A 26,443-nucleotide genomic window follows, 5' to 3' on the forward strand; every position below is an offset into this window, starting at 1 on the left:
TGACCCGGTGATCCGGAAGGTACCGGCCGGGGCGCCGGGGAGCATGAGCGGATCTAGCCTGGAAGCTGGCGCCGGGAACCGCCCCGACAGGCACATCCATCCGGACGGAGGTGTCGCGCGTGGACATGGCCGGTGAGCACGATGCCCCAACCGCCGCTGTCGTGGTGGCTCCGGACGGCATGGTGAGCGGCTGGAGCGAGGGGGGACGGCTGCTGCTGGGCTGGACGGCGAAGGACATCGTCGGGCGCCCCGTGACCGACCTGCTGGTCGATCCCCCGCCCCCCGGCTTCCCCGAGGGTTACGGGGCCGGCCCCGACCGCACGGAATGCGTCCCGCTGCGCCACCGGGACGGTTCCACGGTGGGCACCGTGGTGACGGCTCACCCGCTGCACGGCCCCGACGGGCGGGAGCTGGGCCACGTGGTGACCATGCAACGTTGGGGAGGCCGCCCGGTGATCGCCGACCGGGCCTTCGAGCAGTCCCCCTTCGCTCTGGGCGTCTACGACCCCGAGCTGAGGTTCCTGTGGATCAACGCCTCCTCGGGCCGGGTGATAGCGCACTCCGAGGAGCAGGTGCTCGGCAGGAAGTACCGCGAGGTGCTTCCCGAATTCGACCGCACGCTGTTTCCCGAAAGGGACGACAAGCCCTATACCGATGCGCTCGCCGAAGTGGCGAGGACGGGCGAGGCCACGCGTCTCATCACCGTGTTCCGCCCACGCGGCAGCAACTACGCCAACGCCTGGGCCACCAGCATCTGGCCCGTCCGGGATGCCGGGGGCACGGTACGCGCGATCGCCAACTGGGGCTTCGACATGAGCGCCGAGTACTGGGCTCGGCAGCGCCTGCTCATCCTCAACCAGGCCGGCGGCGGCATCGGCCGGACACTCGACGTGATCGGCACCGCCCGGGAACTGGCCATGACTCCGGTGCCGCGATTCGTCGACCTCGTCAGCGTCGATCTCTTCGACGAGGTGCTGCGCGGAGAGGAACCGCCCTCGGTGTCCGGGTTCGCCCCCGGCGAGACGATCAGGCTCAGCCGTGCCGCCCAGCACAGCGCGAAGGACGGCCCCGAGCAGGCTCCCGGGCCCACGAAGCCCGTCACCCATCTTCCCGGTTCCGTCGCCGCCCGCTGCATCGCCACCGGCAGGTCCACGGTCGAGCTGGCCGCTGAGCCCGGTGAGGGCGGCGAGTGGGCCTTCGGGCCCGGGCTCGCCGCCGACCCGGCCCACTGGCCACCGGGCAATCCGGTGATCGACGCGTCCATCGCCGCGGAAGGGCTGACGGGCCGGATCACCGTGCCGCTCCGGGCGCGCGGCGCGCTCCTCGGCGTCGTCGCCTTCTCCCGCCTCGACCGGCCCGAGGCCTTCACCGCCGACGATCTGATCCTCGCCGAGGAACTGACCGCCAAGGCGGCCGTCGCCATCGACAACGCCCGGCGGTACTCGCGCGAGCGCACGACCGCGCTGACTCTGCAACGCAGCCTGCTGCCGCAGGCACTGCCGGTCCAGGAGGCGGTCGAGGTGGCCTCCCGCTACCTGCCCGGCGGTACCGGCACCGAGGTGGGCGGCGACTGGTTCGACGTCATTCCGCTGTCCGGCGCCCGGGTCGCCCTGGTCGTCGGCGACGTCGTCGGCCACGGCCTGCACGCCTCGGCCAGCATGGGCCGGCTGCGTACGGCCGTACGCACCCTCGCCGACGTCGACCTGCCGCCGGACGAGCTGCTGACCCACCTGGACGACCTGGTCCTCCACCTCGCCAGCGACCTCCAGCCCACCGGCCACTCCCAGCCGACCAGCCACTCCCAGCCGACCAGCCACTCCCAGCCGACCGGCGAGTTCGGGGCCACCTGCCTGTACACCGTCTACGACCCGGTATCCAAGCGCTTCACGCTGGCGAGTGCCGGCCATCCACTGCCGCTGATCATCTCCCCGGACGGCACCAGGACCCCGGTCCCCGCCCATCCGGGACCGCCGCTCGGCATCGGTGGTCTGCCTTTCGAGGCCACCGAGCTCGAACTGCCGGAGGGCAGCCTGCTCGCGCTGTACACCGACGGACTGATGGAGAGCCGCGAGCGGGACGTCGATCAGCGGACCGCCGAACTGCAGCAGTTACTGAACCACTCGGCCACCTCGCTGGAAGCCCAGTGCGACATGGTGATGGACGCCATGCTCCCCGATCACCGCACCGACGACGCCGCCCTGCTGCTCGTTCGCACACGGGCGTTGGATCCCCACCACGTCGCCGACTGGGACGTCGAGCCCGACACCGCGCAGGTGCCGCGGGTCAGGAAGGCCGCTGTCGAACAGGTGGACGCCTGGGGCTTGGAGGAGGCGTCGTTCGTCACCGAACTGGTCGTCAGCGAGCTGGTCACCAACGCAATCCGATACGGCGAGCCGCCGATCAGGCTGCGGCTGATTCGCGACACCTCCCTGATCTGCGAGGTGTCCGACGCCAGCAGCACCGCCCCCCACATGCGCCGGGCACGCGCCTTCGACGAGGGCGGCCGAGGTCTGCTGCTCGTCGCGCAGCTCACCCAGGGCTGGGGCACCCGTCACACCACCGACGGCAAGACCATCTGGTGCGCACAGGCCCTCACCGCACCCACGCCGCAATGAGCGATATACGACAGCGGAAAGGCCACGTTGTCGAAGCGCATCGATTCGGTCTCTGATGCTGATGAACCATGAGAAATGCCGGCTGTAAGAAAGTTTCCTTGCCGCACGACTCTTGTTTGGCGCGAAACGCGTCCGTTAGCTTCCCTTCGAAGTGAAGCGCTTCGACACTTGGGCCGATCCGCTGCCCACCCGAACGAAAGGACGACCAAGGGTGCCCGCTCAGAACCGGCCCGCCCGCGCCGCCAACCCCGTGCTCCCCGGCTTCCACCCCGACCCGAGCATCTGCCGCGTCGGTGACGACTACTACCTCGCCTGCTCCAGCTTCGAGTACTTCCCCGGCGTACCCCTGTTCCACAGCCGTGATCTGGTGCACTGGAGGCAGATCGGCAACGCGCTCGACCGGCCGGGCCAGTTGCGGCTTCCGGCCGGGATGCCGCCCTCCGGCGGGATCTACGCCCCGACCCTGCGCCACCACGACGGCCGCTTCTGGCTGATCGTCACCAACTGCAGCGAGGGCGGCGGGAACCTCATCGTCACGGCAACCGACCCGGCCGGACCGTGGTCGGATCCCGTCCGGGCGCCGGGCGTACCCGGCATCGATCCCGACCTGGCCTGGGACGAGGACGGCACGTGCTGGTGCACCGTCGCCGGGGTCTCCCAGGTCCGCCTCGACCCGTCCACCGGGCAGACGTACGGGACTTTGCACAAGCTCTGGTCCGGCGGACCCGGTGCCAAAGCCCCGGAAGCGCCGCACCTGTACCACATCGGCGACTACTGGTACCTGCTCATCGCCGAGGGCGGCACCGAACGCGGCCACGGCGTGTCGGTCGCCCGTGGCCTCACTCCGAGCGGCCCCTTCGAGCCGTGCCCCGCCAACCCGGTCCTCACCCACCGGGGCACCGACCACCCCGTCCAGAACACCGGGCACGGCGACCTGGTCCAGGCCCCCGACGGCTCGTGGTGGATGGTGTTCCTCGGGGTGCGGCCGCGAGGCGGCACCCCGGGCTGGCACGTGCTCGGCCGGGAGACCTTCCTCGCGCCCGTGACCTGGGAGGACGACTGGCCGGTCGTAGGCGAGGTCACCCTGGACCTTCCCGACCTCCCCTGGCCGCTCTCCCCCGGCCCCGCCGAGGAACAGCGCGACGACTTCGAACTCGCCCGACTCGGGCCGTCCTGGATCTCCGTGCGCGACCGTTCCGCCGAGCACTGCACCACCGAAGAGCGCCCCGGGTGGCTGACGTTGCATGCGCGGGGCAGCTCGCTGGACGAGCCCGACGTGGTGTTCACCGGCCGCCGTCAGCAGCACCTCACCTGCCGGGCGCGCACTCTGGTCGACGCGGGGCAGGGTTCCGGCGGCCTCGCCGTCCGGCTGGACGAGCGGCACCACTACGCGATCGAGGTGTCCGGCACCCGGGTGCGGGTGGTCGCGCGCGTCGGCTCCCTGCGTACGGTCGTGGCCTCGCGGTCCGTACCCGCCGGGCCGGTGGTCCTCGCCCTCACGGTCACGGATCCGCCTTGCGCTCCCGGGCCGTGCTCGGGACCCGACGTCGTCGCCCTCGGTGTCGAGGAGCCCGACGGCACGTTCACCGAACTCGCGGTCCTCGACGGCCGCTACCTGTCGACCGAGGTCGCCGGCGGCTTCACCGGCCGGGTCATCGGTCTGTACGCCGTAACCGGCACCGTCCACTTCGACTGGTTCGACTACGAGCCCCTCGACGACTGACCCCGCCCCCTCCCGACCTCTGGACCAGGGCCTCACCGACCACGGAGGCAGCCGGCCCCGACCGCCGACCGTGAGGCACGACCGAACGAGAGGCATGACACACGAAGATTCCCCTGACCGACCTGCCTCCCCGCCCTGGTTGCCGCCCGTCCGGGCAACCAGGGCAAGCGTGTCCGAGCGCCAGGGCCGGTTCGGTGACCGGCTCCCGGCTCGGCGTCGGCCCCCTCGGCGCCTCCGTCCCACGTCCGCCGCACCGGGTGATCCAAAAAGTCTCGGGCTCGCGGCAACCTGTGCGAGGTCTGCGCCGACTAGGAAGCGGATCCGGCCAGTTCCGGTGGCCGTGATCCGGGTTTCCACCGTTGGACAGATTCCGAGGAGATCGCCTCCCCATGAACAACCCCACGAACGGCGGGCGCCGCGGGCGTCACCGCCGTCGCTGGACCGCCACCGGCCTGCTGCTCGGCGTGCCCGCCGTCCTCGTGCCGTATCTGCTGTACGCGCAGGAGGACTCGCAGGCCGCGACGGTCGACGCTGACGCCTACTACCGGCTGATCTCCGTGCGCAGCGGCAAGGTGCTGGACGTCAACAGCTTCTCCACCGCCGACGGCACCCGGATCCAGCAGTGGACCGACCAGAACACCGCCAACCAGCAGTGGAAGCTGAAGCCCGTCGGGGACGGCTACTACGAGCTGGTGAACCGCAACAGCGGCAAAGTCCTGGGCATAGCGGGCAATTCCACCGCTCAGGGGGCGGTGGCCGAGCAGCAGACCGACAGCTCCGCCACCTCGCAGGAATGGCGCATCAGCGAGGTGAGCGGTTCCGACGCCATCACCCTCACCTCCCGCAGGAGCGGCCAGCTGCTGGACGTCTCCGGCGGCTCCACCGACCAGGGCGCGGCGGTCATCCAGTACCCCGACAAGGGCAGCAGCAACCAGCAGTGGAAGCTGGTGAAGGCGGGCGGGAGCGGAGCGCCCTCGACCGGCGCCGCGCAGACCACGGCCGCGGCCGGACCGTATGTGTGGAGGAACGCCCAGGTGGTGGGCGGCGGTTACGTCACCGGGTTGGTCTTCAACCCGCGGGAGAAGGGTCTGCTGTACGCGCGCACCGACATGGGCGGCGCCTACCGCTGGGACACCGGGGCCGAGCAGTGGATCCCGCTGACCGACTGGATCGGCGAGAAGGACTGGAACCTGCTGGGCATCGACTCGGTGGCCACCGACCCCGTCGACCCCAAGCGGCTCTACCTCGGGGCGGGCACCTACACCAACGACTGGGCGGGCAACGGCGCGATCCTGCGCTCGACGGACCGTGGCCGCACCTTCCAGCGCACCAACCTGCCGTTCAAGCTGGGCGCCAACGAGGACGGCCGCGGGGCGGGCGAACGACTCGCGGTCGACCCCGCCGACAACAGCACCCTGCTGCTGGGCACCCGCAAGAACGGCCTGTGGCGCAGCACCGACTACGGCAAGACATGGAGCCAGGTCTCCTCGTTCCCCGTCAAGGACGGCGCGAGCAGCGGCGCGGGCATCTCCTTCGTGACGTACGGCCCGGCCGGCAGCAAGACGGTCTACGTCGGCGTCAACGACAAGTCCACCTCCCTGTACCGCTCCACCGACGGCGGCAAGACCTGGCAGGCCGTCTCCGGGCAGCCCACCGGCCAGCTGCCGCAGCACGGCGTCCTCTCCGGTGACGGCTCGCTGTACCTGACGTACACCGACAACCTCGGGCCCAACGGCGTGACGGGGGGCTCGGTGTGGAAGTTCACGCCGGGCCGCGGGGCCTGGAAGAACATCTCCCCCTCCCAGGGCAACTACGGGTTCTCCGGGCTGGCCGTCGACCCGCGCAAGCCCTCCACGGTGATGGTCACCACCCTCGGCCGCTGGTGGCCCGAGGACGAGATCTACCGCAGCACCGACGGCGGCACGACCTGGCAGGCACTGGCCGACAAGTCGAAGCGGGACGCCTCCGCCGCTCCTTACGTCGGCACCCACACCGGGCACTGGATGACGGCCCTGGCCATCGACCCCTTCAACTCCGGGCACGTGCTGTACGGCACCGGCAACGGCATCCTGCGCAGCAAGAACGCCAACGCCTCCGACAGCGGCGGTACCAGCCACTGGAGCATGGGTGCCCGGGGGCTGGAGGAGACCGCGCTGCTGGACGCGATCGCCCCGCCCGGCGGCGCCGCCGTCATCACCGCCATGGGTGACCAGGGCGGCTTCCGGCACGATTCCCTGACCAAGGTGCCGTCCGGGCGGCTGAAGAACCCGATGATGACCAACAGCACCGACATCGACTTCGCCCAGTCCAAGCCCGCGATGATGGTCCGCGTCGGCCGTGGCGGCGACCAGGACGGCGCGTACTCCACCGACGGCGGCCTCAGCTGGACCGGCTTCAAGGCGGAGCCGGTGGCCGGTGCCCAGGACGGCCATGTCGCGCTCGCCGCGGACGGCTCCAGCATCATCTGGACCCAGGCCGGCCAGGCCCCGTACCGCTCGACCGACAAGGGCGCGAGCTGGTCGCGGGTCGGCGGGCTGGGCACCGGCGCCGTGGTGGTCGCCGACCGTTCCTCGGCCGGGACCTTCTACTCCCTGTCCGGTGGCACGCTCTACGCCAGCACCGACGGCGGCGCGACCTTCACCGCCCGGGCCGGCAACCTGCCCGCCGACGGCCGGCTCAAGGCCGTCCCCGGCGTCGCCGGGGACCTGTGGATCGCCGGCCACGGCAAGGGGCTGCTGCACTCCACCGACGGCGGCCGGACCTTCACCACGCTCAAGACGGTGCAGTCCGCCTCCGCCCTCGGCTTCGGCAAGGCCAAGCCGGGCACCGGCTACCAGGCCCTGTACCTGATCGGCACCGTCAAGGACGTCACGGGAGTCTTCCGCTCCACCGACAAGGGCGCCACCTGGCTCCGTGTCAACGACAAGGCCCACCAGTGGGGCGCCATCGGCGGCACCGGCGTCATAACCGGCGACCCCGACACCTTCGGCCGCGTCTACGTCGGCACCAACGGACGCGGCCTCCAGTACGGTGACCCGTCCTGACCCCACCCCCGAGCGGGGCCGCGGCCACCACGGTCTGCGGCCCCGCCACGGCTGAGGGACCTCGCGCGGGGCGCGAGCGGCGTCACCTCACCGGCGGGGCGTGCGGGAAATGCCGCATCCCAGCGGCCGGACGAAGGACGGTCCCGCTCAGCGTTCGGTGGCCGGTCGGACGAGCGGACCGGTCACCGGCGGCCGGCCGGTGCGCCGCCGGTCAGGGGGCGGTCCTCGGCGCCTCGGAACGGAGCAGGGTGTTGAGGTTGGCCATGGAGGTGCGCATGCCGGCACGCATCGCGGGCTGCTGTATGCAGTCGAGGAGCAGCCCCAGCGGACCCAGGCCGATGGTGTACTCGACCTGATAGAGCATCTCCGTCACCTCCCGGCCGTCGGCGCTGTGGACCGGGCGGAACTCGAAGGTGTTGGTGACGTCCTGGAGCGGGGCGAAGCCGGTGCCGGTGTCGACGCGGCGCTTGAAGGGCTCGATCTCCCTGACGGTCCAGACCGAGTCGGTCTTGAGGGGGCCGAGGGTGCGGTTGCGCTCGGAGTAGGTCTTGCCGACGACGGCGACGCCGTGGTGGTCGGTGACCTCGATGGCTCCGGCGACCCACTCGGCGTACCGGTCGGTGCGGGAGATGACGTCCCAGACCCGCCCGAGGGGGGCGTCGATGACAGCGGTCTCGGCGACGACGAAACGGTTCATGGCAGGGGTCCTTTGCTGGTCGGTGCCGGTGGGGATCAGATCTGGTGGAGGAGTTCGGTGGCGGTGTGGCGGCCGGAGCGGACGGCGCCGTCCATGTAGCCGTTCCAGTAGGGGGAGAACTCGGCGCCCGCCCAGTGCACGCGGCCGTGGGGGCGGCCCATCCACTGGCCGAAGTCGGTGAGCACGCCGGGGGCGGCGACGGAGGTGGGGCCGCCCTGGGTCCACCGCTCCGCGGTCCAGTCCTGCTCCACGTAGTCGACGGTGTCGAAGGCCCGGTCCCCGACGACCTGGGCGAAGCAGCGCAGGACGGCGCCGCGGCGCTCGGCGGCCGAACGGTGGGCCCACTTGCGCCATTCCCGGCCGCCCAGGAAGCCCATGAGGACGCCCGGACCGCCGTCGGGCGGGGTGTTGTCGAACATCTCGCGGACGGGGGAGCCGCCGCGCAGCAGACCCATGCCGGACAGCCCGTCCTCCCGCCAGAACGGCTTGTCGTAGACGGCCACGCACTTCATGAGCGTGCCGAACGGCAGCCGCTGGAAGAGCTGGTCCTGCAGCGCCGGAAGCAACGGGTCCCACACGATCCGCGACGCCACCGGCGGCGGGACGGCGACGATCACCCGGTCGGCCCGCCAGTCACCGGCGTCGCAGACCACGGTGACGCCGGTGGCGTCCTGGCTGACGCGCCGCACCGGCGCCGACAGGTGGACCCGGCCGTCGAGTTCCTCGGCCAGGCGCTGGGCGACCAGTTGTGAGCCGCCGACGAACCGGCTGTCCTGGGCGCCGCCGGTGGTGCCGGTGCCGCGTTCCATGGTGCCGGGGTGCGTCTCGTTGCCGAACGTCGATACGTACCAGAGGCTGAACAGCGCGGAGGCGTCGCGTGCCTCGCCGCCGTAGGCGGAGTTCAGGAACATGTTGATCATGTCGACGGCGTCGCCGGTGATCTCGGCCTTGCGCAGCCAGGTCTCGTAGGTCATGCCGTCCAGTTCGCGGGCGTTCGGGGCCCGCCAGGGGGCGGCCGGGTCCACCTTGGCCGCGGCCTGGCCGATGCGGGCCAGGGCGATACCCATGTCAGGCAGGGCGAACAGGTCCGGCGGGGTGTGCCCGGTGAACCGCTTGGCCTTGCCGTCGTGGACGTAGACGGTCTCGCCGGGGACGGCGGCCCGATAGGTGTCCACGCCGACCTCCTTGGCCAGCGCCAGGATGTGGTCCTGGGTGGGGCCGACGAACTGCCCGCCGATCTCGGTCACTTGACCGTCGCCGAGGTGGTGGTTGAGCAACCGGCCGCCGACCCGGTCGCGGGCCTCCAGCACGGCCACCGACGTGCCCGCCGCCACCAGCTCACGTGCCGCGGTCAGACCGGCCAGTCCCGCGCCGATCACCACCACGTCGGCCCTGCGGGTCCGGTGTGACGTGGCGATGCCCTTGTCCAGCGTGCTGCTCATGATCACTCCTTCTCATGGGGGTCCCGGCGTCGCGGAAGGCCCGGGGAAGCCGCCACAGGCCCATGACCTGGCTCTTCCCGGGGGCGGTGCGCTCCGGCACCCTCACCATACAGATGACATGGTCGAGTGACAATGTCAGATATTCAAGTTAATCGATTTGATCGCACGACTTGAGCGAGTGATAAAGTCGGTTCCCGAAGCAGCCCGGATGCCGCTCACGGCACCGGAGTGCCTCATGCCCGCGCCCGCTGGCCTGCGCGGGCCGACCGGTTCCGTCGTTCGTCCCGCGTCCGCGACGAGACGTCCGGAAATCCCTTACCGACCTCGGGAGTTTGTCATGGCTGTCCTGCTCCATCGACTGGGCCGCGCTGCCTACCGTCATCGCAAACTGGTGCTAGGCATCTGGTTCGTGGTCCTCGCCGCTCTCATCACGTGCGTCGGCGTTTTCGGCGGCAAACTCGACGACCGCTTCACCGTGCCGGGGACCGAGTCGCAGCGCGCGCTGGACACCCTCGGCACAACGCTGCCCGAAGCCTCCGGGGTGAACGCCCAGATCGTCTTCACCGCACCCGAGGGGGGCCGGGTCACCGACGCCCGCTTCACCGCGGCCATCGGCGGAGCCGAGGCGGCGGCCTCCAAGGCGCCCCAGGTCAGCGCGGTCATGGGGCCGGACGTCACCGGCGCCGTCTCGGCCGACCGGAGCACGGCGATCGTGCAGGTGCAGTACTCCGTACAACGGTCCGAGGTACGCGCCTCGTCCCTGGACGCCATCGAGCGGGCGGCCGAGGCCGCCGAGCACGACGGGCTGAGGACCTCCGTCGGCGGCAGTGTCTACGGCAGCAACGGCGTGCACATAGGCCCGTCAGAGATCATCGGCGTCGCCGTCGCCCTGCTGGTGCTCGTCGTCACCTTCGGCTCCCTGCTCGCCGCGGGCATGTCGCTGCTGCCCGCGCTGCTCGGCGTGGCCGTGGGACTCGCCGGGCTGCTCGCCCTCGCTCCGGCGGTCAGCATCTCCTCCACCGCCGTCACGCTCGCGCTGATGCTGGGGCTGGCCGTGGGCATCGACTACGTCCTGTTCATCCTCTCCCGCCACCGCCAGCAACTCGCCCGCGGCACCGATCCGCAGGAGTCCGCGGCGCTGGCCACCGGCACGGCCGGCAGCGCGGTCGTCTTCGCCGGCAGCACCGTGATCATCGCCCTGGCCGCCCTCGGCGTCATCGGCATCCCGTTCCTGACCGTGATGGGCCTCGGTGCCGCCGGAGCCGTTCTCGTCGCCGTCCTGGCCGCGATCACCCTGGTCCCGGCCTTCGCCGGATTCGCCGGCGCCCGACTGGCCCCGAAGCCCGGCAGCAAGGCGGCACGGCGGGCCACCGACCCGGACGGATCCTCCGGACGGGCCGCCCTGGGCGCCCGCTGGGTGAAGTTCGCCGTCGCCAAGCCCCTGCTCACCGTCCTGGCCGTCGCGGGCCTCCTCCTCACGCTCGCCCTCCCGGCCGCCGACCTGCGCCTGGCCCTGCCGGACAACGCGTCGGCCCCGGCCGGCTCCACCGAGCGCAAGGCCTACGACACGATCCGCGACAAGTTCGGCCCCGGCTTCAACGGCCCGCTCCTGGTGCTGACCGAGACCGACCACGGGCCCGGCGCGCAGGCCGGCTCCGAGGTCGCCCGCGAACTGCGGGACCTCAAGGGAGTCAAGGCGGTGCTGCCTGCGGTTCCCACCCATGACTCGGCGCAGACGGTCGTCCAGGTCGTCCCCGAGAGCGGCCCCGACAGCGTCCGCACCGACCGGCTCGTGCGGGACATCCGTGCCGCGGCCCCGGAACTGCGTGAAACCACCGGAGCGAGGGTCGCCGTCACCGGCACCACCGCCGTCAACATCGATGTCTCCAATCGCCTCAGCGACTCCCTGCTGCCGTTCGTCGCGATCGTCATCGGCCTCAGTCTGATCCTGCTGACCATGGTGTTCCGCTCGCTGGTCGTCCCCCTGAAGGCCGCTGCCGGGTTCCTGCTCTCGGTCGCCGCATCGCTCGGCGTGGTCGTCGCCCTGTTCCAGTGGGGCTGGCTGGCCGACGCCCTCGGCCTGGCCCACACCGGTCCCGTCGTCAGCTTCCTGCCGATCATCCTGATCGGCGTGCTCTTCGGACTCGCCATGGACTACGAGGTGTTCCTCGTCTCCGGGATGCGCGAGGAGTGGGTCCACACCGGTGAGGCCCGCCGCTCGGTGACCGACGGCGCGCGGCACAGCGTACGAGTCGTCACCGCGGCCGCCCTGATCATGTTCACCGTCTTCGCCGGGTTCTTCCCGCTCGACGACGCCCTGATCAAGCCCATCGCCTTCGCGCTCGCCGTCGGCGTCGCCATCGACGCCTTCGCCGTACGCCTCACGCTCGTCCCGGCGGTCCTCGCCCTCGCCGGACGACACGCCTGGTGGCTCCCCGCCTGGCTCGGCCGGCTCCTGCCCGACCTCGACGTCGAGGGCACCCGCCTCCGCAAAGCCGCGGAGGTGGAGCACAAGGAGCCCGAGCGAGTCTCCTGAACCGGCTGCGCACCCGGCGGATCCACCGCCTCGCGCGAAGCCCTGGCACGGAGGAAGAGCCACCTCCGGGCCAGGGCCCCGACCTGCCCCCGGAACCCGCACACGACGACCGAGCATGGCCACGGGAGCGGCGACCTCCACTCCTCGCAGGCCGGCGATCTCGCGCCACTGACCGGGCGTCATCCCACCGAACTGCCCCGGACGGCCGCACCTGGCCGACGGACTCCTCGCGCCCGCTCCGTGCACCTGCGGGGCGCACGAGAATGTCGTAGGCGGCACGGAAGTTGGCGTCGGCGGACGCCTTCACCGTCAGCCGTGAGGTCTTCACGGACCTGGTCAGCAAAGTGAAGCCGGCCGTGGCCACCAGCACACCGACCAGCAGAGTCAGTGTCCGCACGGACTGCCTGCGCAGCTGACCGTTGATCATTCCCCAGGGGTGACGCCGCCGCACGGCTCCTTCGACGGACCGCCTGGTCGTGGGCCGCCCGCCGATGGCACCATCTGTGGGATGCCCCCTTCGCTTCAGGTCGGCCCTTACACCGTCATCGCGCTCGCCGACGGCGCGGGGCCCTTCTTCTCCCCCAGGTCGGAGGCGTTTCCCGACGCCACCGCCGAGCAGTGGGCGGCGGCCGACCAGTTCGATCCCGGCGCGCTCGACGCCGACGGGCGCTGGCGCCTCCAGTTCCGCGCGTTCGCGATCCGCAGCGAACGGGGCGTGACGCTGGTCGACGCGGGGATCGGCCCGGCCGACGGCCCGGCGGCCTCGTGGGCCCCCGTGCCCGGGGAGCTACCGGCCTCACTGGCAGCCGCGGGTGTCGAGCCATCCGAAGTGGACACCGTGGTGCTCACGCACCTCCACACCGATCACGTGGGGTGGGCCGTCGTCGGCGGCGAGCAGGCGCGGCCGTTCTTCCCCAACGCCGAGTACCTGTTGCAGCAGGCCGAACTCGACGCGATCGAGGAGATCAATCCGCAGCTGCGGTCCGCTGTGATCGACCCGCTCCGAACGACCGGTCAGCTACGGCTGCTCGACGGCGACACCTCGCTGCGCAGCGGCGAGCGCGCATTGGCCACGCCCGGTCACACGCCCGGTCACCAGAGTGTGCTCGTCGCGTCCGGGCGCGAGCTGGTCGCCGTCACCGGTGACCTGCTGGTGCACGCGATCCAGTTGCTCCACCCCGAACTCTCCTACGCCCACGAGATGGACCCGGAGCGGGCAAGGGCCGCAAGGGAACAGGTGCTCCACGGCCGGGCCGCCGGCACCCTCCACCTCGCGACCCCACACCTGACCGAGCCGTTCATCGCGCGCTGACGCACCCGGCGGGCCGGTCACCGCCGCGTCGATCACGATGCGGGCACATTCCCGGGCCACGTCGGGCGCCCCGTCCCGTCGGACGCCCGGTGCTCACCCCCATGGCGGCGGGGCCGCTGACGGGCACCGCCCCCGATCGGCGCCGCAGCGCATCACAGGCCGCTGTTCCGTACCCTGACGGCATGCGCATGCGCCCCACGCTGAGCTGGACTCCTACCGAGGACGTGCCGCCGGGTACGACGGATCTGGAGCCAGTCATCGATCTGCTGCGCACCGGCGGCGTGCTGGCGCTCAGCGGAGCGGGGATCTCGACGGAGTCGGGCATCCCTGACTACCGGGGCGAGGGCGGGAGCCTGAGCCGCCACACTCCGATGACCTACCAGGAGTTCACCGCCGACGCCCAGGCCCGGCGCCGGTACTGGGCGCGCAGCCACCTCGGCTGGCGCACCTTCGGCCGAGCCCGCCCCAACGCCGGGCACCGGGCGGTGGCTGCCTTCGGACGGCATGGCCTGCTGTCAGGTGCCATCACCCAGAACGTGGACGGTCTGCACCAGGCCGCCGGCAGCGAGGACGTCCTGGAACTCCATGGAACCCTGGCCCGGGTCGTCTGCCTGTCCTGCGGCGCCTTCAGCCCCCGCCGCGAACTCGCCCGGCGGCTGGAGGAGGCCAATTGGGGGTTCGAGCCGGTGGCCGCCGGGATCAACCCGGACGGCGACGCCGACCTCACGGACGAACAGGTCGGCGGCTTCCGCGTGGTGCCCTGCGCCCTCTGCGGCGGCATCCTCAAGCCGGACGTGGTGTTCTTCGGTGAAGCCGTTCCGCCGCGGCGGGTCGAGCGCTGCCGCGAGCTGGTCGATTCGGCGGCCTCGCTCCTGGTCCTCGGCTCCTCACTGACGGTGATGTCAGGGCTGCGCTTCGTCCGTCAGGCGGCCCGGGCGGGAAAGCCGGTGCTGATCGTCAACCGGGACCGGACCCGGGGCGACCAACACGCCCTGACCAGGGTCTCGCTCCCCCTTGGAGCCGCCCTCACCACCGTGGCGGAACGGCTGGGCCTCCGCGTCGACGGCGAGGCGCCGCCGTGCGCTGCCCCTCCCCCCGAATGAGCGTCGGAGCCGTCGGAATCCGCGTCTGAACCCGGACCTGCCGGCGTACAGCCGCTCGCGGTCGTTCAGCGCTGCGGGCGGGCGGCGGCTGCCGTCTCCCCGAAAGCACTGGACGAGACGAATCGTATCGTCTAGTTTCAATCCTGTCGGTCGGCGCGCGACGCTCCTCCGCTTGCCCCGAGCCCCCGTTCCCCAGCGAAGGACCGCTCTTGCACCCTGCTCCCGCCGGTACCACCACCACTGCTCCTGTCCCCACCACGTCCCAGCTCGCTCTCGCCGAGGTGACCAAGCACTACGGCGACCGCATCGTGCTGGACCGCGTGTCGTTCACCGTCCGGCCGGGGGAGAAGGTCGGGATCGTCGGGGACAACGGCTCTGGCAAGTCCACGCTTCTGCGGCTGCTCGCAGGGCAGGAGCCGGTCGACAACGGCAGCCTGACCGTCACGGCTCAGGGCGGCATCGGCCACCTTCCCCAGACCCTCGACCTGCCGGGCTCGGCCCGTGTGGCCGATGCCGTGGACCACGTGCTGAGCGAACTGCGCACCCTGGAACGCCGTATCCGCACGGCGGAGGCGGCGCTGGGCGCAGCCGACGCTGCCGGGTTGGAGCACTACGCCGCTTTGGTGGCCGAGTTCGAGGCGCGCGGAGGGCACGGCGTGGACCGCCGTGTCGAGGTGATCCTGCGCCGGCTCGGCGAGCCCGCGCCGCTGGACCACACACGCCCCTTGAGCACCCTCTCCGGAGGGCAGCGCTCCCGGCTCGTGCTCGCCGCCACCCTGGCCGGCGCCCCCGAGCTCCTCCTGCTCGACGAGCCGACCAACGATCTGGACGACGACGCCGTGGCCTGGCTCGACGACCATCTGCGGCACCACCGGGGGACGGTGGTCATGGCGACACACGATCGCGCGTTCCTGGACCGCGTCACCTCCACCGTCCTGGAAGTGGACTCCGATGAGCGCACGGTGCGGCGCTACGGCAACGGGTACGCCGGATATCTCGCCGCCAAGGCCGCCGCCCGAGCCCGGTGGGCATGGGAACACGAGCGATGGCGCAACGAGGTCGCCCGTCAGGAACACCTCGCCGACTCCGGCATCGGGCAGCTGGCCGGCATCCCCCGCAAGGGGCCGTGGGCGTTCAGCGGCGCCGGCGCCTTCCGGGCCCGCTCGCGGTCGCACGGCGCACAGAGCCGCATCCGTAACGCCCGTGAGCGGTTGCAGCGGCTCACCGAGCACCCCGTGCCGCCGCCCCCGCGGCCACTGCGGTTCACGGGCCGCGTCGAGGAAACACCCGGCCCCGGTGAGTCGGTGGCGACACACCTGGAAGGCGTTCTGGTCGAAGGGCGGCTGTACGTTCCCTCCCTGCAGCTCACCCCCGGCGACCGGCTGCTCGTCACCGGTCCCAACGGCGCCGGCAAGAGTACGCTCCTGCGGGTGCTCGCGGGAGAACTGGCGCCTGACGCCGGTACCGTGTGCCGTCCGCGGCGTGTCGGCCACCTGCGTCAGCAATGCGCGCCCGACGCCGCCTTCGACGACCGGACGCTGCTCGCGGCCTTCGCGACCGACAGGGTGGGGCAGCCCGAGGACCACGCCGACGAGCTGCTCTCCCTCGGCCTGTTCCACCCCGCCGAACTCGCCGTCCCCGTATGCCGTCTGTCCGTCGGGCAGCGCCGCAAGCTCGAACTCGCCCGGCTGGTGACAGCCGGCCCACTCGACCTGCTCCTGCTCGACGAACCCACCAACCACCTGTCCCCCGCCCTGGTCGAGGACATCGAGACGGCACTGACGCACTACTCCGGCACGCTGGTCGTGGTCACACACGACCGGCTCCTGCGCCGGCGCTTCACCGGCCGCCACCTCCGACTGCCGCACCCCGCTCAGGAGCTGCCGGAGTGAGACCCGCGCCGGGCCGGCAGGCACCGGACCCGGCCCATGGCGCCCCGGGAAACCGCGGCACCGGCTGGCGGCTCCCCGCGCGCACGCGGCACCGGGCCGGTCCTCGGCTACGATCACGTCGGCCGTCGTAGCGACCGGGGAGGGAGCCACATGTGGCGCAGGCTGGTCGGCACGGTGGCTGGTCTGCTGGTGCTGTTCGTGGGCAGTCTCGCCTTCAACGCCGCCTCCGGGCAGAGCCGTTGGCCGGGGCCGCTCGATGTCGTACGCGTCCACCCGTGGGTGGTGCTCCTGCTGCTGATCCCGCTCGCCTGGGTCGGGCTGCGGCCTGAGTCGCGCGGTGATCGCGCACCCCGCCCGGCCGTGCCCACGACGTACCGCCTGCCTCCGCGCAACACCCACTTCACCGGACGCGAGGACGCACTGAGGGAGCTGCGGCGGCACCTGGGCTCGACGGGCGAGGTCACGATGGCGGCCGTACACGGGCTCGGAGGTGTGGGCAAGACGCAGCTCGCAGTCGAGTACGCGTACCGCCATCTGGCCAAGTACCGGTTCGTCGCGTTCATCGACGCGGAGGAACCTGACTTGCTGGCGTCGCAATTCGCCGCACTGGCACGCGAGTTGGGTTTGGTGGACGTGGGCTCGGAGCAGGTCGTCCCGGGTGTGTACGCCACATTGCGGGACCGCAGGCCGTGGTTGATCATCTTCGACAACGCCGAGAAGCCGGGAACGTTGCTGCACGCGCTGCCGTCGGGCGACCTGGCGAAGAACGGCCACGTCCTCGTCACGACGAGGGTGAGCGGCTGGTCGGGCAGGGCGGGCGTCGTGGATCTGCAGGTGTTCACCAGGCAGGAGTCGGTCGAACTGCTGGTTCGGCGGGTGCCTGGCGCAAGCGCCGCGACGGCGGACCGGATCGCGCAGCAACTGGGCGACCTGCCACTGGCGTTGGAGCAGGCGGCCGGGTACATGGGCTACAACCAGACAGCTCCCGACGCATATCTGTCTCTGCTGACGTCGCGTCTGGAGGACATGATCGCGCGCGGCGAAGCGGCCGACCGGCCGGCGGTGGTCGTCGCAACGCTGTGGCAGCTCAGTGTGCGCAGGCTGCAGCGGGAACACCCGCAGGCCGTGGAGCTGTTGCGGCTGTGCGCCCTGCTGGCCCCGGAGCCCATCCCGCTGACTCTCTTCACCGACAGCCCGGAACCGTTGATCGCGACGGCCGCGGACCCACTGGCGTGGGACACGACGGTAGGCGCCCTCGCCGGTCTCGGCCTGGCGAGGCGGGAGGAATCCGCCCTGGTGCTGCACCGGCTGGTGCAGGCAGCCATCAGAGCAACAATGACCGACGAGTCGCTCACGACGACCCGGGCCCGACTGTGCCGTGCCTTGCTGGAGGCAGTGCCGCGCGACATCCACGGCGACCCGGACGCCCGGCCGCGCTGGCACAGGCTGCTCCCCCATGTGCTGACCGTCACCAGGGACGACCCACCGGCCCAGTGCGCCCCGGAGACGGCACTACTGCTCCGGCTGAGCTCCGAGTTCCTCCTTGCGATCGGCGACCGTGCGGTGGCGCTGCCCCTGGGTGAGCGGGCCCTCGCGCTCGACGAGGCCCTTGAGGGCCGGGACGCGGAGGTCGGCTTCGACCTGATCGCACTGGCACAGATCCACCGGGACCTCGGTGCGCCGGAGACGGCACGTCCCCTGGCCGAGCGTGCGCTGCGGCTGCACGAGTCCTGCCTGCCTGCCGAAAGCCCCGCCATCGCGACGGACCTGGCGACACTGGCGAGGACGCTGTGCCTTCTCGACGAGCACCGGGCGGCGCTGCCTCTGGCCGAGCGGGCGCTGCGGATCGACGAAGCCGCGCACGGCCCGGACGATCCCTATGTGAGCTTCGACCTGGTCGCTCTGGCGACGGTCCACTTCGATCTCGGCGACCCTGCGACGGCCCTGCCGCACATCGAACGGGCCCTGCGGATCCGCGAGGCTCACTACCCGCCGGACCACCTGTACATCGGCTATGCCCTGCTGTTCAAAGCCCAGGTTCTGCATGCCTTGAACGACCCGTCCTCGTGGGAGCCCGCACGCCGGGGCGCGCACATCCTGCACAGCCAGCTCGGCAGGACCCACCCCAAGACCGAGGACGCCGTCGCGCTGGCGGACAGCCTGAAGCGCTGACTCGGCCCCGCGGCGGGGGCGCCTTGCGGTCAGGGGCCCGCAGCACATGGGACGGAGCACGCTTCGGCACTCACATCCCCGTCACCCGTGCCACGGTGAACGGTGTCTGCGGGGTGCCTGGCCCCATCGGGCCGCCCTTGTCGAACTGGGAGCGGACAACCAGCAGGCCTCGGTGGTCGCGGGCCAGGGTGGTCGGGGTCTGCAGGGCGGGATCGGTCAGGCTGCGGGTGAGGCGGGCCTTGGTGCCGTCGGCGGACAGATGCCAGCGGGTGAGGGTGTGGGTGGCGTTGTGGGCGACCCACAGGGTGCCGTGTGCCAGTTCCATGCCGTCGCCGTGCACCATGTCTCCGCCGCGCAGGGTCACCTGCCGTACGGAGCCGTCGGCCACGCCCACCCGGTACAGGCAGCCGGCGGGCATGTCGACGACGAACAGCATGCTTCCGGTGGCGTCGGCGACGATGCCGTTGAGGGCGTAGGCCGTGGACGGGCGCGGGATCAGGGCCCGGCTCAGGTCGTAGCGTGCGGTGAGCGGCGCCCGGCCGCCGCGGGCGCGGGCCAGCTCGGCCGGTGTGACGCGGTAGATCAGCGGACGCATGCTGTCGGTGATGTACGCCGTGCCGTCGGCGGTGATCACGAGGTCGTTGAGGAAGCGCGGGCCGTCGTTCGCTACGTAGAAGCGGGCCAGCAGACAGCGGTCATGGAGGTCGTACACGTTCACGCCGGTGGTGGAGTCGATGACCCACAGGCGGCCCCGGCGATCGACCTTGAGGCCGTTGGCCGTGTGCCGGCCGTCGAGACCGGCCGGCAGGAAGACCCGGGCGGTGCGATGCCCGGCGGCGGCGCGGTAGACCGCGCCGGTGGTGTATGAGCCGACGTAGGCGTCGCCCGAGCGCGGGTCGAGAGCGATGCCCTCCGGGTAGGCGCGCTCGCCGGGGAGGGTGAAGGCCGTGGAGACGCGGGTTCGGGTGGTCGCCCGCGCGGACACGGGAGCGGCGAGAGCCAAGGCGGTAGCGGCGGTGGCGGTGGCGGTGGCGGTCAGAAACGTACGGCGCTGCATCGAACGGGACACGGGTGCCGGTGCCTCTCAGGTCGGTTGGGTCACCCCTTTGATGTGAACCCGAAGTTAGATTAGAACCCTAATGCTCGTCAATACATTAACTCTTGCCAGGGGCTACATGGGCATATGTGACCGCTACCATGCGCGAGTGATGACCTCCATGCCTGCCTCCGAGCGCGTCGGCTCCTACATCAAGCAGGCCGAGCAGGCCCTCAACGCGACCAAGGCCGCGGTGCTCAAGCCGGCAGGGGTGACGGTCCCGCAGTACGCGGCACTGCTCCACCTCTCCGACAAGCCCGGTATCTCCGCGGCCGCCCTGGCCCGCCTCTGCGGCGTCACACCGCCCACCATGAACACGGTCCTGAAGAACCTCCACGACCGCGGCCTGATCGAGCGCACACCGCACGCATGGCACAGGAACGTCCTGGAGACCCGGCTCACGGACGAGGGCCGTACCGTTCTGGCCGACGCCGACGCGCGTGCCGTACGCGTGGAGCGGGCCCTCGCCGACGAGTTCACGGACGAGGAGCGAGACGCGTTGACCGGGCTCCTCACCCGTTGCGTCAGCGTGCTGCGGGAGCAACACCCTCGGTGACGGACCTTTGAAAGGGCGCACGCCCGGTACACCGGTCCGTCGGGGGAGGGTGGGTCGTACAACGACCGGCGAGCACCCCTGGATCCATCCGGTTCGGAGGAGGTCACACAGTCGACCTGGCGTGTCGGGCCTCCCGGGAACGATCCACGGCCGGAACACCAGCAAGATCATCGTGCGGAACCGCACGCAGGTCCCGTGCGTGAACTGACACCGACACCAGGTGCAGGCGACGGCGACGGTCTTCAGCGCACTGGTACATCTACGGTCACAGGTACGGAAGGCGACACGAGCGTGTGCCGAACCGCGGCCAGGAACTCCCGGTACAGCTCCTGCCGAGAGTTCCAGGAGCCAGCCGCGTCGGACAGTTTTCGATGGTGTGCCAGGTTCAGTGCGACACCGTTCTCACGGTGTTCGGCCACAGCCGTACGTGCTTCCCGCTCGGCGGCGGTGAACAGTGAGGCGGACCGGGCCAGTTGCTGAGCGGGAACAGCCACGCTGTCGGGACCCAGTACGGTTATGCGCACGGCACGTGTGGTCAGTTGGCGGGACGCCGCCTCCATCGCGTGGATGTCCAGCTTGCGCAGGAGCGGGATCTCGTCGTCGGTCCAGTGACTGATCGTCGAGATCCACTCTTCCCAACTCGAAATGAACTCCTCGTAGCCGGCCTGCCTTTGCTGCATCAGCCACTGCCCGTGCGCTGCCTCGGCCTGTGTCACCGACTGACGCAACGTCGCCCGAGAAGCCATCCGCGCGCCGGCGATGGCGGCAACCGCAGCGACGACAGCACCGATCAGGCCGATGCAGGCGACGACTATGGCTATCTGCGATTCACTCACCTCGCCATGATGAGCCGAAGCGCCAGCCGGAGCGAAGCTCAGGGCCTGGCGAGTCGGCCGTACGCGGGCCCTCGTCGGGCGGGACTTGGCCGAGCGTGATCGCCGAACCAAGATCGATCGAACTCATGGGAGTTGATGCGCTTCGGACTTGGTCCAGCAGCAGTTGTGACCGCCCTGACAACACAGTTGATCGCCTCGGGCGGAACGGCCGCCGCGACGGAGTCTGCGCTCCGCGGGGGTCCCGCCGCCGGGGGAGACGTTCGCCGACACCGTCGAGCCCGACGCCAAGGAACTGCAGGCGGCCCTGGACAAACTGACGGCCGCAGGCGCTCCGGCGGCTCTTGCCCGTGGCTCGCGAGGCCCCGCGGGACGGTCCAGGCCGAGGGGCGTTGTCAGTGGCGGATGGCAGCATCGGACGTATGACGGACACCACGGCATTCGACTGGCGTTCCCTCCTGCTCAAGTGGAGCGGGGAATGGGCCGATTCCCTGCCGGACGACGAGACGCGGAGCGAAGACGACGAGGCCGCCCGGCAGGCGCGGTGGCTGGGTTTCCCACCCGCGTCCGAGGAGCGCATCGCGGCCATGGAGAAGCGCCTCGGCCGCCGCATGCCCCCGTCGTACCGGGAGTTCCTCAAGGTCAGTGACGGCTGGCGGCACGCGGGGGGGTTCGTGTGGCTGCTGGCGGGGACCCAGGACGCGCACTGGCACGACAACGAGTCGGGACTCGCGGACATCTTCGAGGAGCACCTGGACGAGGACGCCGGGCCGGAAGAGCGGCGGGAGGCGGACCTCTGGCGGCGGGGACTGCAGCTCGACGTCGAGTCCGACGCCACCCACGTCCTCATGGACCCCGAGGACGTGGACGAGGACGGCGAGTGGGCCGTGTACACCTGGGCGAGCTGGCGGGCCGCGCCACCCGAACGGCACGCGAGCTTCCTTCAGTTCATGCGGGAGATGCACCGGGAGTTCCACAGCCTGCGGGCCGGACCGAGCGGTGCGGAGCCACTGTTCGTCAACGACACGACGCGAGAGCTGGACTTGCTGGTGGAGGAGGCCCGGCCGATGGCGCTGAGCGGCGCCTGGGAACGGGCCGTGGAGGCACTGGACGAGGCCAAGGGCTACGGCAGACCGCGTGCCGCCGGACTGGGCGACCAGATACGCCGCCTGCTCGGCCAGACCTACATGGTGTCCTTCGAGGGTCTGGTGACGGACCCTCGGTACGCCCCCGAGCTGCTGCCCTTGCTGGTCGCCGAACACGCGGCACACTCCTACCGGGACGACTCCGCGCTGACGTTCCACCTGCGGGGTGCCGACGAGGACCTGATGTCACTGGCCCACGCGACGCTGGATCAGTTACGGAACGGCACGTACCGGTACACGGCGGCCGGGCCGTTCGGAGAGGCGGTGGAGCGGGCGAGGGAGCTGGCCCGGTGGGGAGACACCGATCGAGCATGGCGGACGCTGATGGACGCTCTGCCCCTGTGGGAACCGCTGGGGCCGGATCACCTGGCGCCGCTGGGATGGGTGGCCGACCCGGTGCTCGGACCGCTGCTGACCCCGGAACGGGGCCGGGAGCTGCTGTCCACGCCCCGGGCCGGGCAGGCGGGAGAGGCACCGCGGCCCACGGCCGGCCTCGACCCGAACGGCCTGGCGTGGCTCGCGGAGCCGGACCCCGGCAACAACCGCACGTCCTACCGGTTCGTCCTCGTGGAAGGGGTGGAGCCCGAAGAGGTGCCCCGGCGTCTCGCGGACGGACTCGGGGACGGAGACGGCCCCGCCCTGAACGAACCCTTGACCCACTGGGAGGCGCGCCACAGAGCACTGCGCGGCAAGAGGGAGTTCTCTTCCTACGACGACAGGGCGCTCATGGCGGTCGGCCGGGCCGGCGCCGGCTGGTGCTTCGCCTTCGACAGTGATCCCGCCCCGTTCGACCGGCGGCGGTTCGTCTCGCCGGCCGCGGCCGCCAGTGAGGGCACCCGGGCGGTGGTGGTGTGGAGCGGACTGAGGACGGGCCGCGGGGAGCCGTTCTTCCATCTCTCGGTGGCGCGGGACGGTGTCGAACTGTACGCGTTCACCTACGCGGACGGTGAAGTCGATCGGAGCGGGGAGATACCGCGGGCCCTGGACCCGAGCCGGTTCTTCGGCGCTTCGCAGGACGGAGCGCGGGGGGAACGGTCGCTGTTGGAGGCGGTGGCCGGGGAGTTCGGCGCGTCCCTGCCCCGTCACGCCCTGGTGAACGGGCGGCTGCACACGTTCGCCACCCGTTCCTGGACGCGTCCGCCGGAGGACGGCGAGATGTACTCGGTGATGTGGGTGGAGTGGGGGGACCCGAGCCCGGCGGACGGCGGGCGGACGGAGGAGGACGAGCCGGGGAGCAGATAGCGCTCGGCTCCCCGGCCGCACCGGACGGAATCCCGTACGGACGCACATACCAACCCAGTGCACTCCCCGCCCCCGCTCATGCGAAGCTACAGGAGACTTTCTCCTTGCATCTGCGGCAGAATCATCGGCGCAGACCCGCCTGCCGTGTCGAGAACGCGGACCAACTGAAGGGCTGTGTCCGTGAGGACCAGAGGGAGTGGACCCGTGATGATCCGTACCGCGCGCCGGAACCGCCGGACCCTGCAGGTGGTCGGCGCAGGTGCCGCCGCGCTGCTGGCCCTGAGCGCCTGCTCCTCGTCCGGCGGATCCTCGACGGCGAGGCCGGACTCCTCCGGGCCCGCCTCGGACAAGCTCTCCGGCACGGTGACGGTGTTCGCTGCGGCCTCACTGAAGGAGAGCTTCACGGCGCTGGGCAAGCGGTTCGAGGCGGAGCACCCCGGCACCACGGTGACCTTCAGTTTCGGCGGCAGTGACTCGCTCGCCGCGAGTATCACCGGCGGCGCCCCGGCGGACGTCTTCGCCGCCGCCAGTCCCAAGACGATGAAGATCGTCACGGACGCGGGGGACGCCTCGGGGACGCCCGCCACCTTCGTCCGCAACCAGCTGGCGATCGCCACCCTGCCGGGCAACCCGGACAAGGTCTCCTCGCTCAAGGACCTCACCCGGTCCGGCCTGAAGGTCGTGCTCTGCGACAAGGAGGTGCCCTGTGGCGCCGCCACCCGGAAGGCCCTCGACGCGAGCGGCCTCCAACTCACACCCGTCTCCTACGAGCAGGACGTCAAAGCCGCCCTGACCAAGGTCGAGCTGCGGGAGGCCGACGCGGCCGTCGTCTACAAGACCGATGTGAGGTCCGCGGGTGACAAGGTGGAGGGCGTGGAGTTCCCCGAATCCGCCGACGCCGTCAACGACTACCCGATCGTCCAGCTCAGGGACGCCCCCAACGCCGAGGCGGCCGAGGCGTTCATCGCGCTGGTGCGATCCGCCGAAGGCCAGCGGGTTCTGACCGCGGCCGGGTTCCTCAAGCCGTGACGTCGCCCGGCAAGCCCACCGGGGCCGACACCCTCTCGGGTGGGCCGCCGCGCCGCCGCGCGCGGGCGGGCGTTCCGCTGCCGCTCCTGCTTCCGGCGCTCCTGGGCCTCGCCTTCCTGCTCGTGCCGTTGCTCGCACTCGTCGCGCGGGCCCCCTGGCGCACCCTGCCCGAGCAGCTGACCAGCGCCGAGGTGTGGGACGCGCTGCAGCTGTCCCTGCTGTGCGCCACCGCCGCCACCGCGGTGAGCCTGGTGATCGGCGTGCCCCTTGCCTGGCTGCTGGCCCGCGTCGAGTTCCCCGGCCGCGGGCTCGTCCGGGCCCTGGTCACCCTCCCCCTCGTCCTGCCGCCGGTGGTGGGTGGTGTGGCGCTGCTGATGGCGCTCGGCCGCAACGGCGTCGTCGGGCAGTGGCTGGACTCATGGTTCGGCGTCACCCTGCCCTTCACCACGGCCGGTGTCGTGGTCGCCGAGGCGTTCGTGGCGATGCCGTTCCTGGTCATCAGCGTCGAGGGCACCCTGCGCGCCGCCGACCCCCGCTACGAGGAGGCGGCCACCACTCTGGGTGCCTCCCGCTTCACCGCGTTCCGCCGGGTCACGCTCCCGCTGATCGCGCCGGGTGTCGCCGCGGGAGCCGTGCTGGCATGGGCGCGGGCGCTCGGCGAGTTCGGCGCGACGATCACCTTCGCCGGCAACTTTCCCGGCCGTACCCAGACCATGCCGCTCTCCGTCTACCTGGCCCTGCAAAGTGACCCGGAGGCGGCCATCGCCCTCAGCCTGGTCCTGCTCGCCGTGTCCGTCGCGGTGCTGGCCGGGCTGCGCGATCGTTGGATGTCGGCGGGATGACCATGACCGGTGAGAGCAGGATGCACAACGCCCCCGGCGCCGCCGACGCCGTCCCGGACACACGTGCCGGAGCCCCCGAGGCCGGGCTCGATGCCCGTCTGGTCGTCGAACGCGGCGCCTTCCGTCTCGACGTGGCGCTGACCGTGGCGCCGGGCGAGGTGGTCGCACTGCTCGGCCCGAACGGCGCGGGCAAGACCACCGCCCTGCGGGCCCTCGCCGGTCTGACCCCGCTCAGCGGTGGCCGTATTCGGCTGGGCGGCACGGACGTGGACCGTATGCCGCCCGAATCCAGGCCGGTCGGCGTGGTCTTCCAGGACTATCTGCTCTTCCCCCACCTCACCGCCTTGGACAACGTGGCGTTCGGCCCCCGCTGCCAGGGCGCGACCAAGGCGGCGGCCCGCGCGCAGGCCGCCGAGTGGCTGGACCGCATGGGCCTCGCCGGCCATGCCGGGGCCAAGCCCTGCAAGCTGTCCGGCGGTCAGGCCCAGCGGGTCGCCCTCGCCCGTGCCTTGGCGACCCGCCCCCGCCTGCTCCTTCTCGACGAGCCGCTGGCGGCCCTGGACGCCCGTACCCGACTGGAGGTGCGCGCCCAGCTCCGGCGCCACCTGGCCGAGTTCGAGGCGGTGGCCGTCCTCGTCACCCACGATCCGCTGGACGCGATGGTGCTGGCCGACCGTCTGGTCGTCGTCGAGGACGGCCGTGTCGTCCAGGAGGGCAGCCCGTCCGACATCGCGCGCCACCCCCGTACGGACTACATCGCCCGGTTGGTCGGCCTGAACCTGTATCGGGGCGAGGCGGAGGGACACACGGTCCGGCTGGGAGCCGGCCCTGACATCACCATCGCCGAAGCGTTGACCGGCCCTGTGTACGTGGCGTTCCCACCGAGCGCCGTCACCCTCCACCGGGACCGTCCGACGGGCTCCAGCGCGCGGAACCTCTGGCACGGCGAGGTGGCCGGGCTGGAAACCCACGGTGACCAGGTACGCGCCGACCTGGTCGGCGAGCTCCCCCTCGCAGCCGACCTCACCACGGTCGCCGCGGCGGAACTCGACCTGCATCCGGGTGCCGAGGTCTGGGCGACGGTGAAGGCGACGCAGACCCATGCCTATCCCGTCTGACACCGCACGGGGACCACGCGCGGCGGGGCGCCCGCGCAGCCGGGCG

At 71.4% G+C, this 26,443-nt stretch carries 17 protein-coding genes; 13 read left to right on the top strand and 4 right to left on the bottom strand.

Going from position 1 to position 26,443, the window contains the following annotated elements; all coding sequences use genetic code 11:
• The first annotated feature begins 125 nt into the window (after positions 1 to 125).
• From ACWCPI_RS17130 to ACWCPI_RS17140, 3 genes are all read left to right on the top strand, one after another.
• Positions 126 to 2,615: a SpoIIE family protein phosphatase gene (locus ACWCPI_RS17130; RefSeq protein ID WP_451039056.1), complete on the top strand. Its 2,490-nt coding sequence runs from the start codon at positions 126 to 128 to the stop codon at positions 2,613 to 2,615.
• 211 nt (positions 2,616 to 2,826) lie between these two features.
• The gene (locus tag ACWCPI_RS17135) at positions 2,827 to 4,338 is read left to right on the top strand and encodes a glycoside hydrolase family 43 protein (RefSeq protein ID WP_451038877.1); all 1,512 of its coding nucleotides are present in this window, start codon (positions 2,827 to 2,829) and stop codon (positions 4,336 to 4,338) included.
• Between the two features lie 389 nt (positions 4,339 to 4,727).
• A complete protein-coding gene (locus ACWCPI_RS17140) occupies positions 4,728 to 7,382 on the top strand; it encodes an RICIN domain-containing protein (protein ID WP_451038878.1) in 2,655 nt (884 codons plus the stop codon).
• A gap of 211 nt (positions 7,383 to 7,593) precedes the next feature.
• Here ACWCPI_RS17140 and ACWCPI_RS17145 read toward each other — a convergent pair whose 3' ends face one another.
• Positions 7,594 to 8,079, bottom strand: coding sequence for an SRPBCC family protein (locus ACWCPI_RS17145; protein WP_451038879.1), 486 nt, complete (start codon positions 8,077 to 8,079; stop codon positions 7,594 to 7,596).
• 35 nt (positions 8,080 to 8,114) lie between these two features.
• On the bottom strand, positions 8,115 to 9,521 hold the full coding sequence (locus ACWCPI_RS17150) for a flavin monoamine oxidase family protein (RefSeq protein WP_451038880.1): 1,407 nt from the start codon (positions 9,519 to 9,521) through the stop codon (positions 8,115 to 8,117).
• Positions 9,522 to 9,858: 337 nt separating this feature from the next.
• On the opposite strand from ACWCPI_RS17150, the gene ACWCPI_RS17155 reads away from it, so the two are divergent.
• The 5 genes from ACWCPI_RS17155 (at position 9,859) to fxsT (ending at position 18,536) form a co-directional block, all read left to right on the top strand.
• On the top strand, positions 9,859 to 12,057 hold the full coding sequence (locus tag ACWCPI_RS17155) for an MMPL family transporter (RefSeq protein ID WP_451038881.1): 2,199 nt from the start codon (positions 9,859 to 9,861) through the stop codon (positions 12,055 to 12,057).
• Between the two features lie 508 nt (positions 12,058 to 12,565).
• Complete coding sequence (locus tag ACWCPI_RS17160; protein WP_451038882.1) at positions 12,566 to 13,369, top strand: MBL fold metallo-hydrolase; 804 nt, start codon at positions 12,566 to 12,568, stop codon at positions 13,367 to 13,369.
• 182 nt (positions 13,370 to 13,551) lie between these two features.
• Entirely contained in the window at positions 13,552 to 14,472 is a 921-nt protein-coding gene (locus ACWCPI_RS17165) for an NAD-dependent protein deacetylase (RefSeq protein WP_451038883.1), read from the top strand.
• 209 nt (positions 14,473 to 14,681) lie between these two features.
• A complete protein-coding gene (gene abc-f, locus ACWCPI_RS17170; RefSeq protein ID WP_451038884.1) occupies positions 14,682 to 16,364 on the top strand; it encodes a ribosomal protection-like ABC-F family protein in 1,683 nt (560 codons plus the stop codon).
• A 150-nt stretch (positions 16,365 to 16,514) separates the two neighbouring features.
• Positions 16,515 to 18,536 carry an FxSxx-COOH system tetratricopeptide repeat protein gene (fxsT, locus tag ACWCPI_RS17175; RefSeq protein ID WP_451038885.1) on the top strand — a complete coding sequence of 674 codons (2,022 nt, stop codon included), beginning with the start codon at positions 16,515 to 16,517 and terminating at the stop codon, positions 18,534 to 18,536.
• A 70-nt stretch (positions 18,537 to 18,606) separates the two neighbouring features.
• Here the strand turns inward: fxsT and ACWCPI_RS17180 are convergent, their stop codons facing one another.
• A complete protein-coding gene (locus tag ACWCPI_RS17180; protein ID WP_451038886.1) occupies positions 18,607 to 19,605 on the bottom strand; it encodes an SMP-30/gluconolactonase/LRE family protein in 999 nt (332 codons plus the stop codon).
• Between the two features lie 139 nt (positions 19,606 to 19,744).
• On the opposite strand from ACWCPI_RS17180, the gene ACWCPI_RS17185 reads away from it, so the two are divergent.
• Positions 19,745 to 20,188: a MarR family winged helix-turn-helix transcriptional regulator gene (locus ACWCPI_RS17185; RefSeq protein WP_451038887.1), complete on the top strand. Its 444-nt coding sequence runs from the start codon at positions 19,745 to 19,747 to the stop codon at positions 20,186 to 20,188.
• A 242-nt stretch (positions 20,189 to 20,430) separates the two neighbouring features.
• Here the strand turns inward: ACWCPI_RS17185 and ACWCPI_RS17190 are convergent, their stop codons facing one another.
• On the bottom strand, positions 20,431 to 21,024 hold the full coding sequence (locus ACWCPI_RS17190; RefSeq protein ID WP_451038888.1) for a hypothetical protein: 594 nt from the start codon (positions 21,022 to 21,024) through the stop codon (positions 20,431 to 20,433).
• A 419-nt stretch (positions 21,025 to 21,443) separates the two neighbouring features.
• On the opposite strand from ACWCPI_RS17190, the gene ACWCPI_RS17195 reads away from it, so the two are divergent.
• From ACWCPI_RS17195 to ACWCPI_RS17210, 4 genes are all read left to right on the top strand, one after another.
• Positions 21,444 to 23,408, top strand: a complete 1,965-nt coding sequence (locus ACWCPI_RS17195) for an SMI1/KNR4 family protein (RefSeq protein ID WP_451038889.1) — start codon at positions 21,444 to 21,446, stop codon at positions 23,406 to 23,408.
• Positions 23,409 to 23,615: 207 nt separating this feature from the next.
• Entirely contained in the window at positions 23,616 to 24,437 is an 822-nt protein-coding gene (gene modA / locus ACWCPI_RS17200) for a molybdate ABC transporter substrate-binding protein (protein WP_451038890.1), read from the top strand.
• Complete coding sequence (modB, locus tag ACWCPI_RS17205) at positions 24,434 to 25,279, top strand: molybdate ABC transporter permease subunit (RefSeq protein ID WP_451038891.1); 846 nt, start codon at positions 24,434 to 24,436, stop codon at positions 25,277 to 25,279. The genes modA and modB overlap by 4 nt, the downstream gene beginning before the upstream one ends.
• A 20-nt stretch (positions 25,280 to 25,299) precedes the next feature.
• The gene (locus tag ACWCPI_RS17210; protein WP_451039057.1) at positions 25,300 to 26,397 is read left to right on the top strand and encodes an ABC transporter ATP-binding protein; all 1,098 of its coding nucleotides are present in this window, start codon (positions 25,300 to 25,302) and stop codon (positions 26,395 to 26,397) included.
• Positions 26,398 to 26,443: the final 46 nt, after the last annotated feature.

Source organism: Streptomyces sp. NPDC001920, assembly GCF_053594495.1.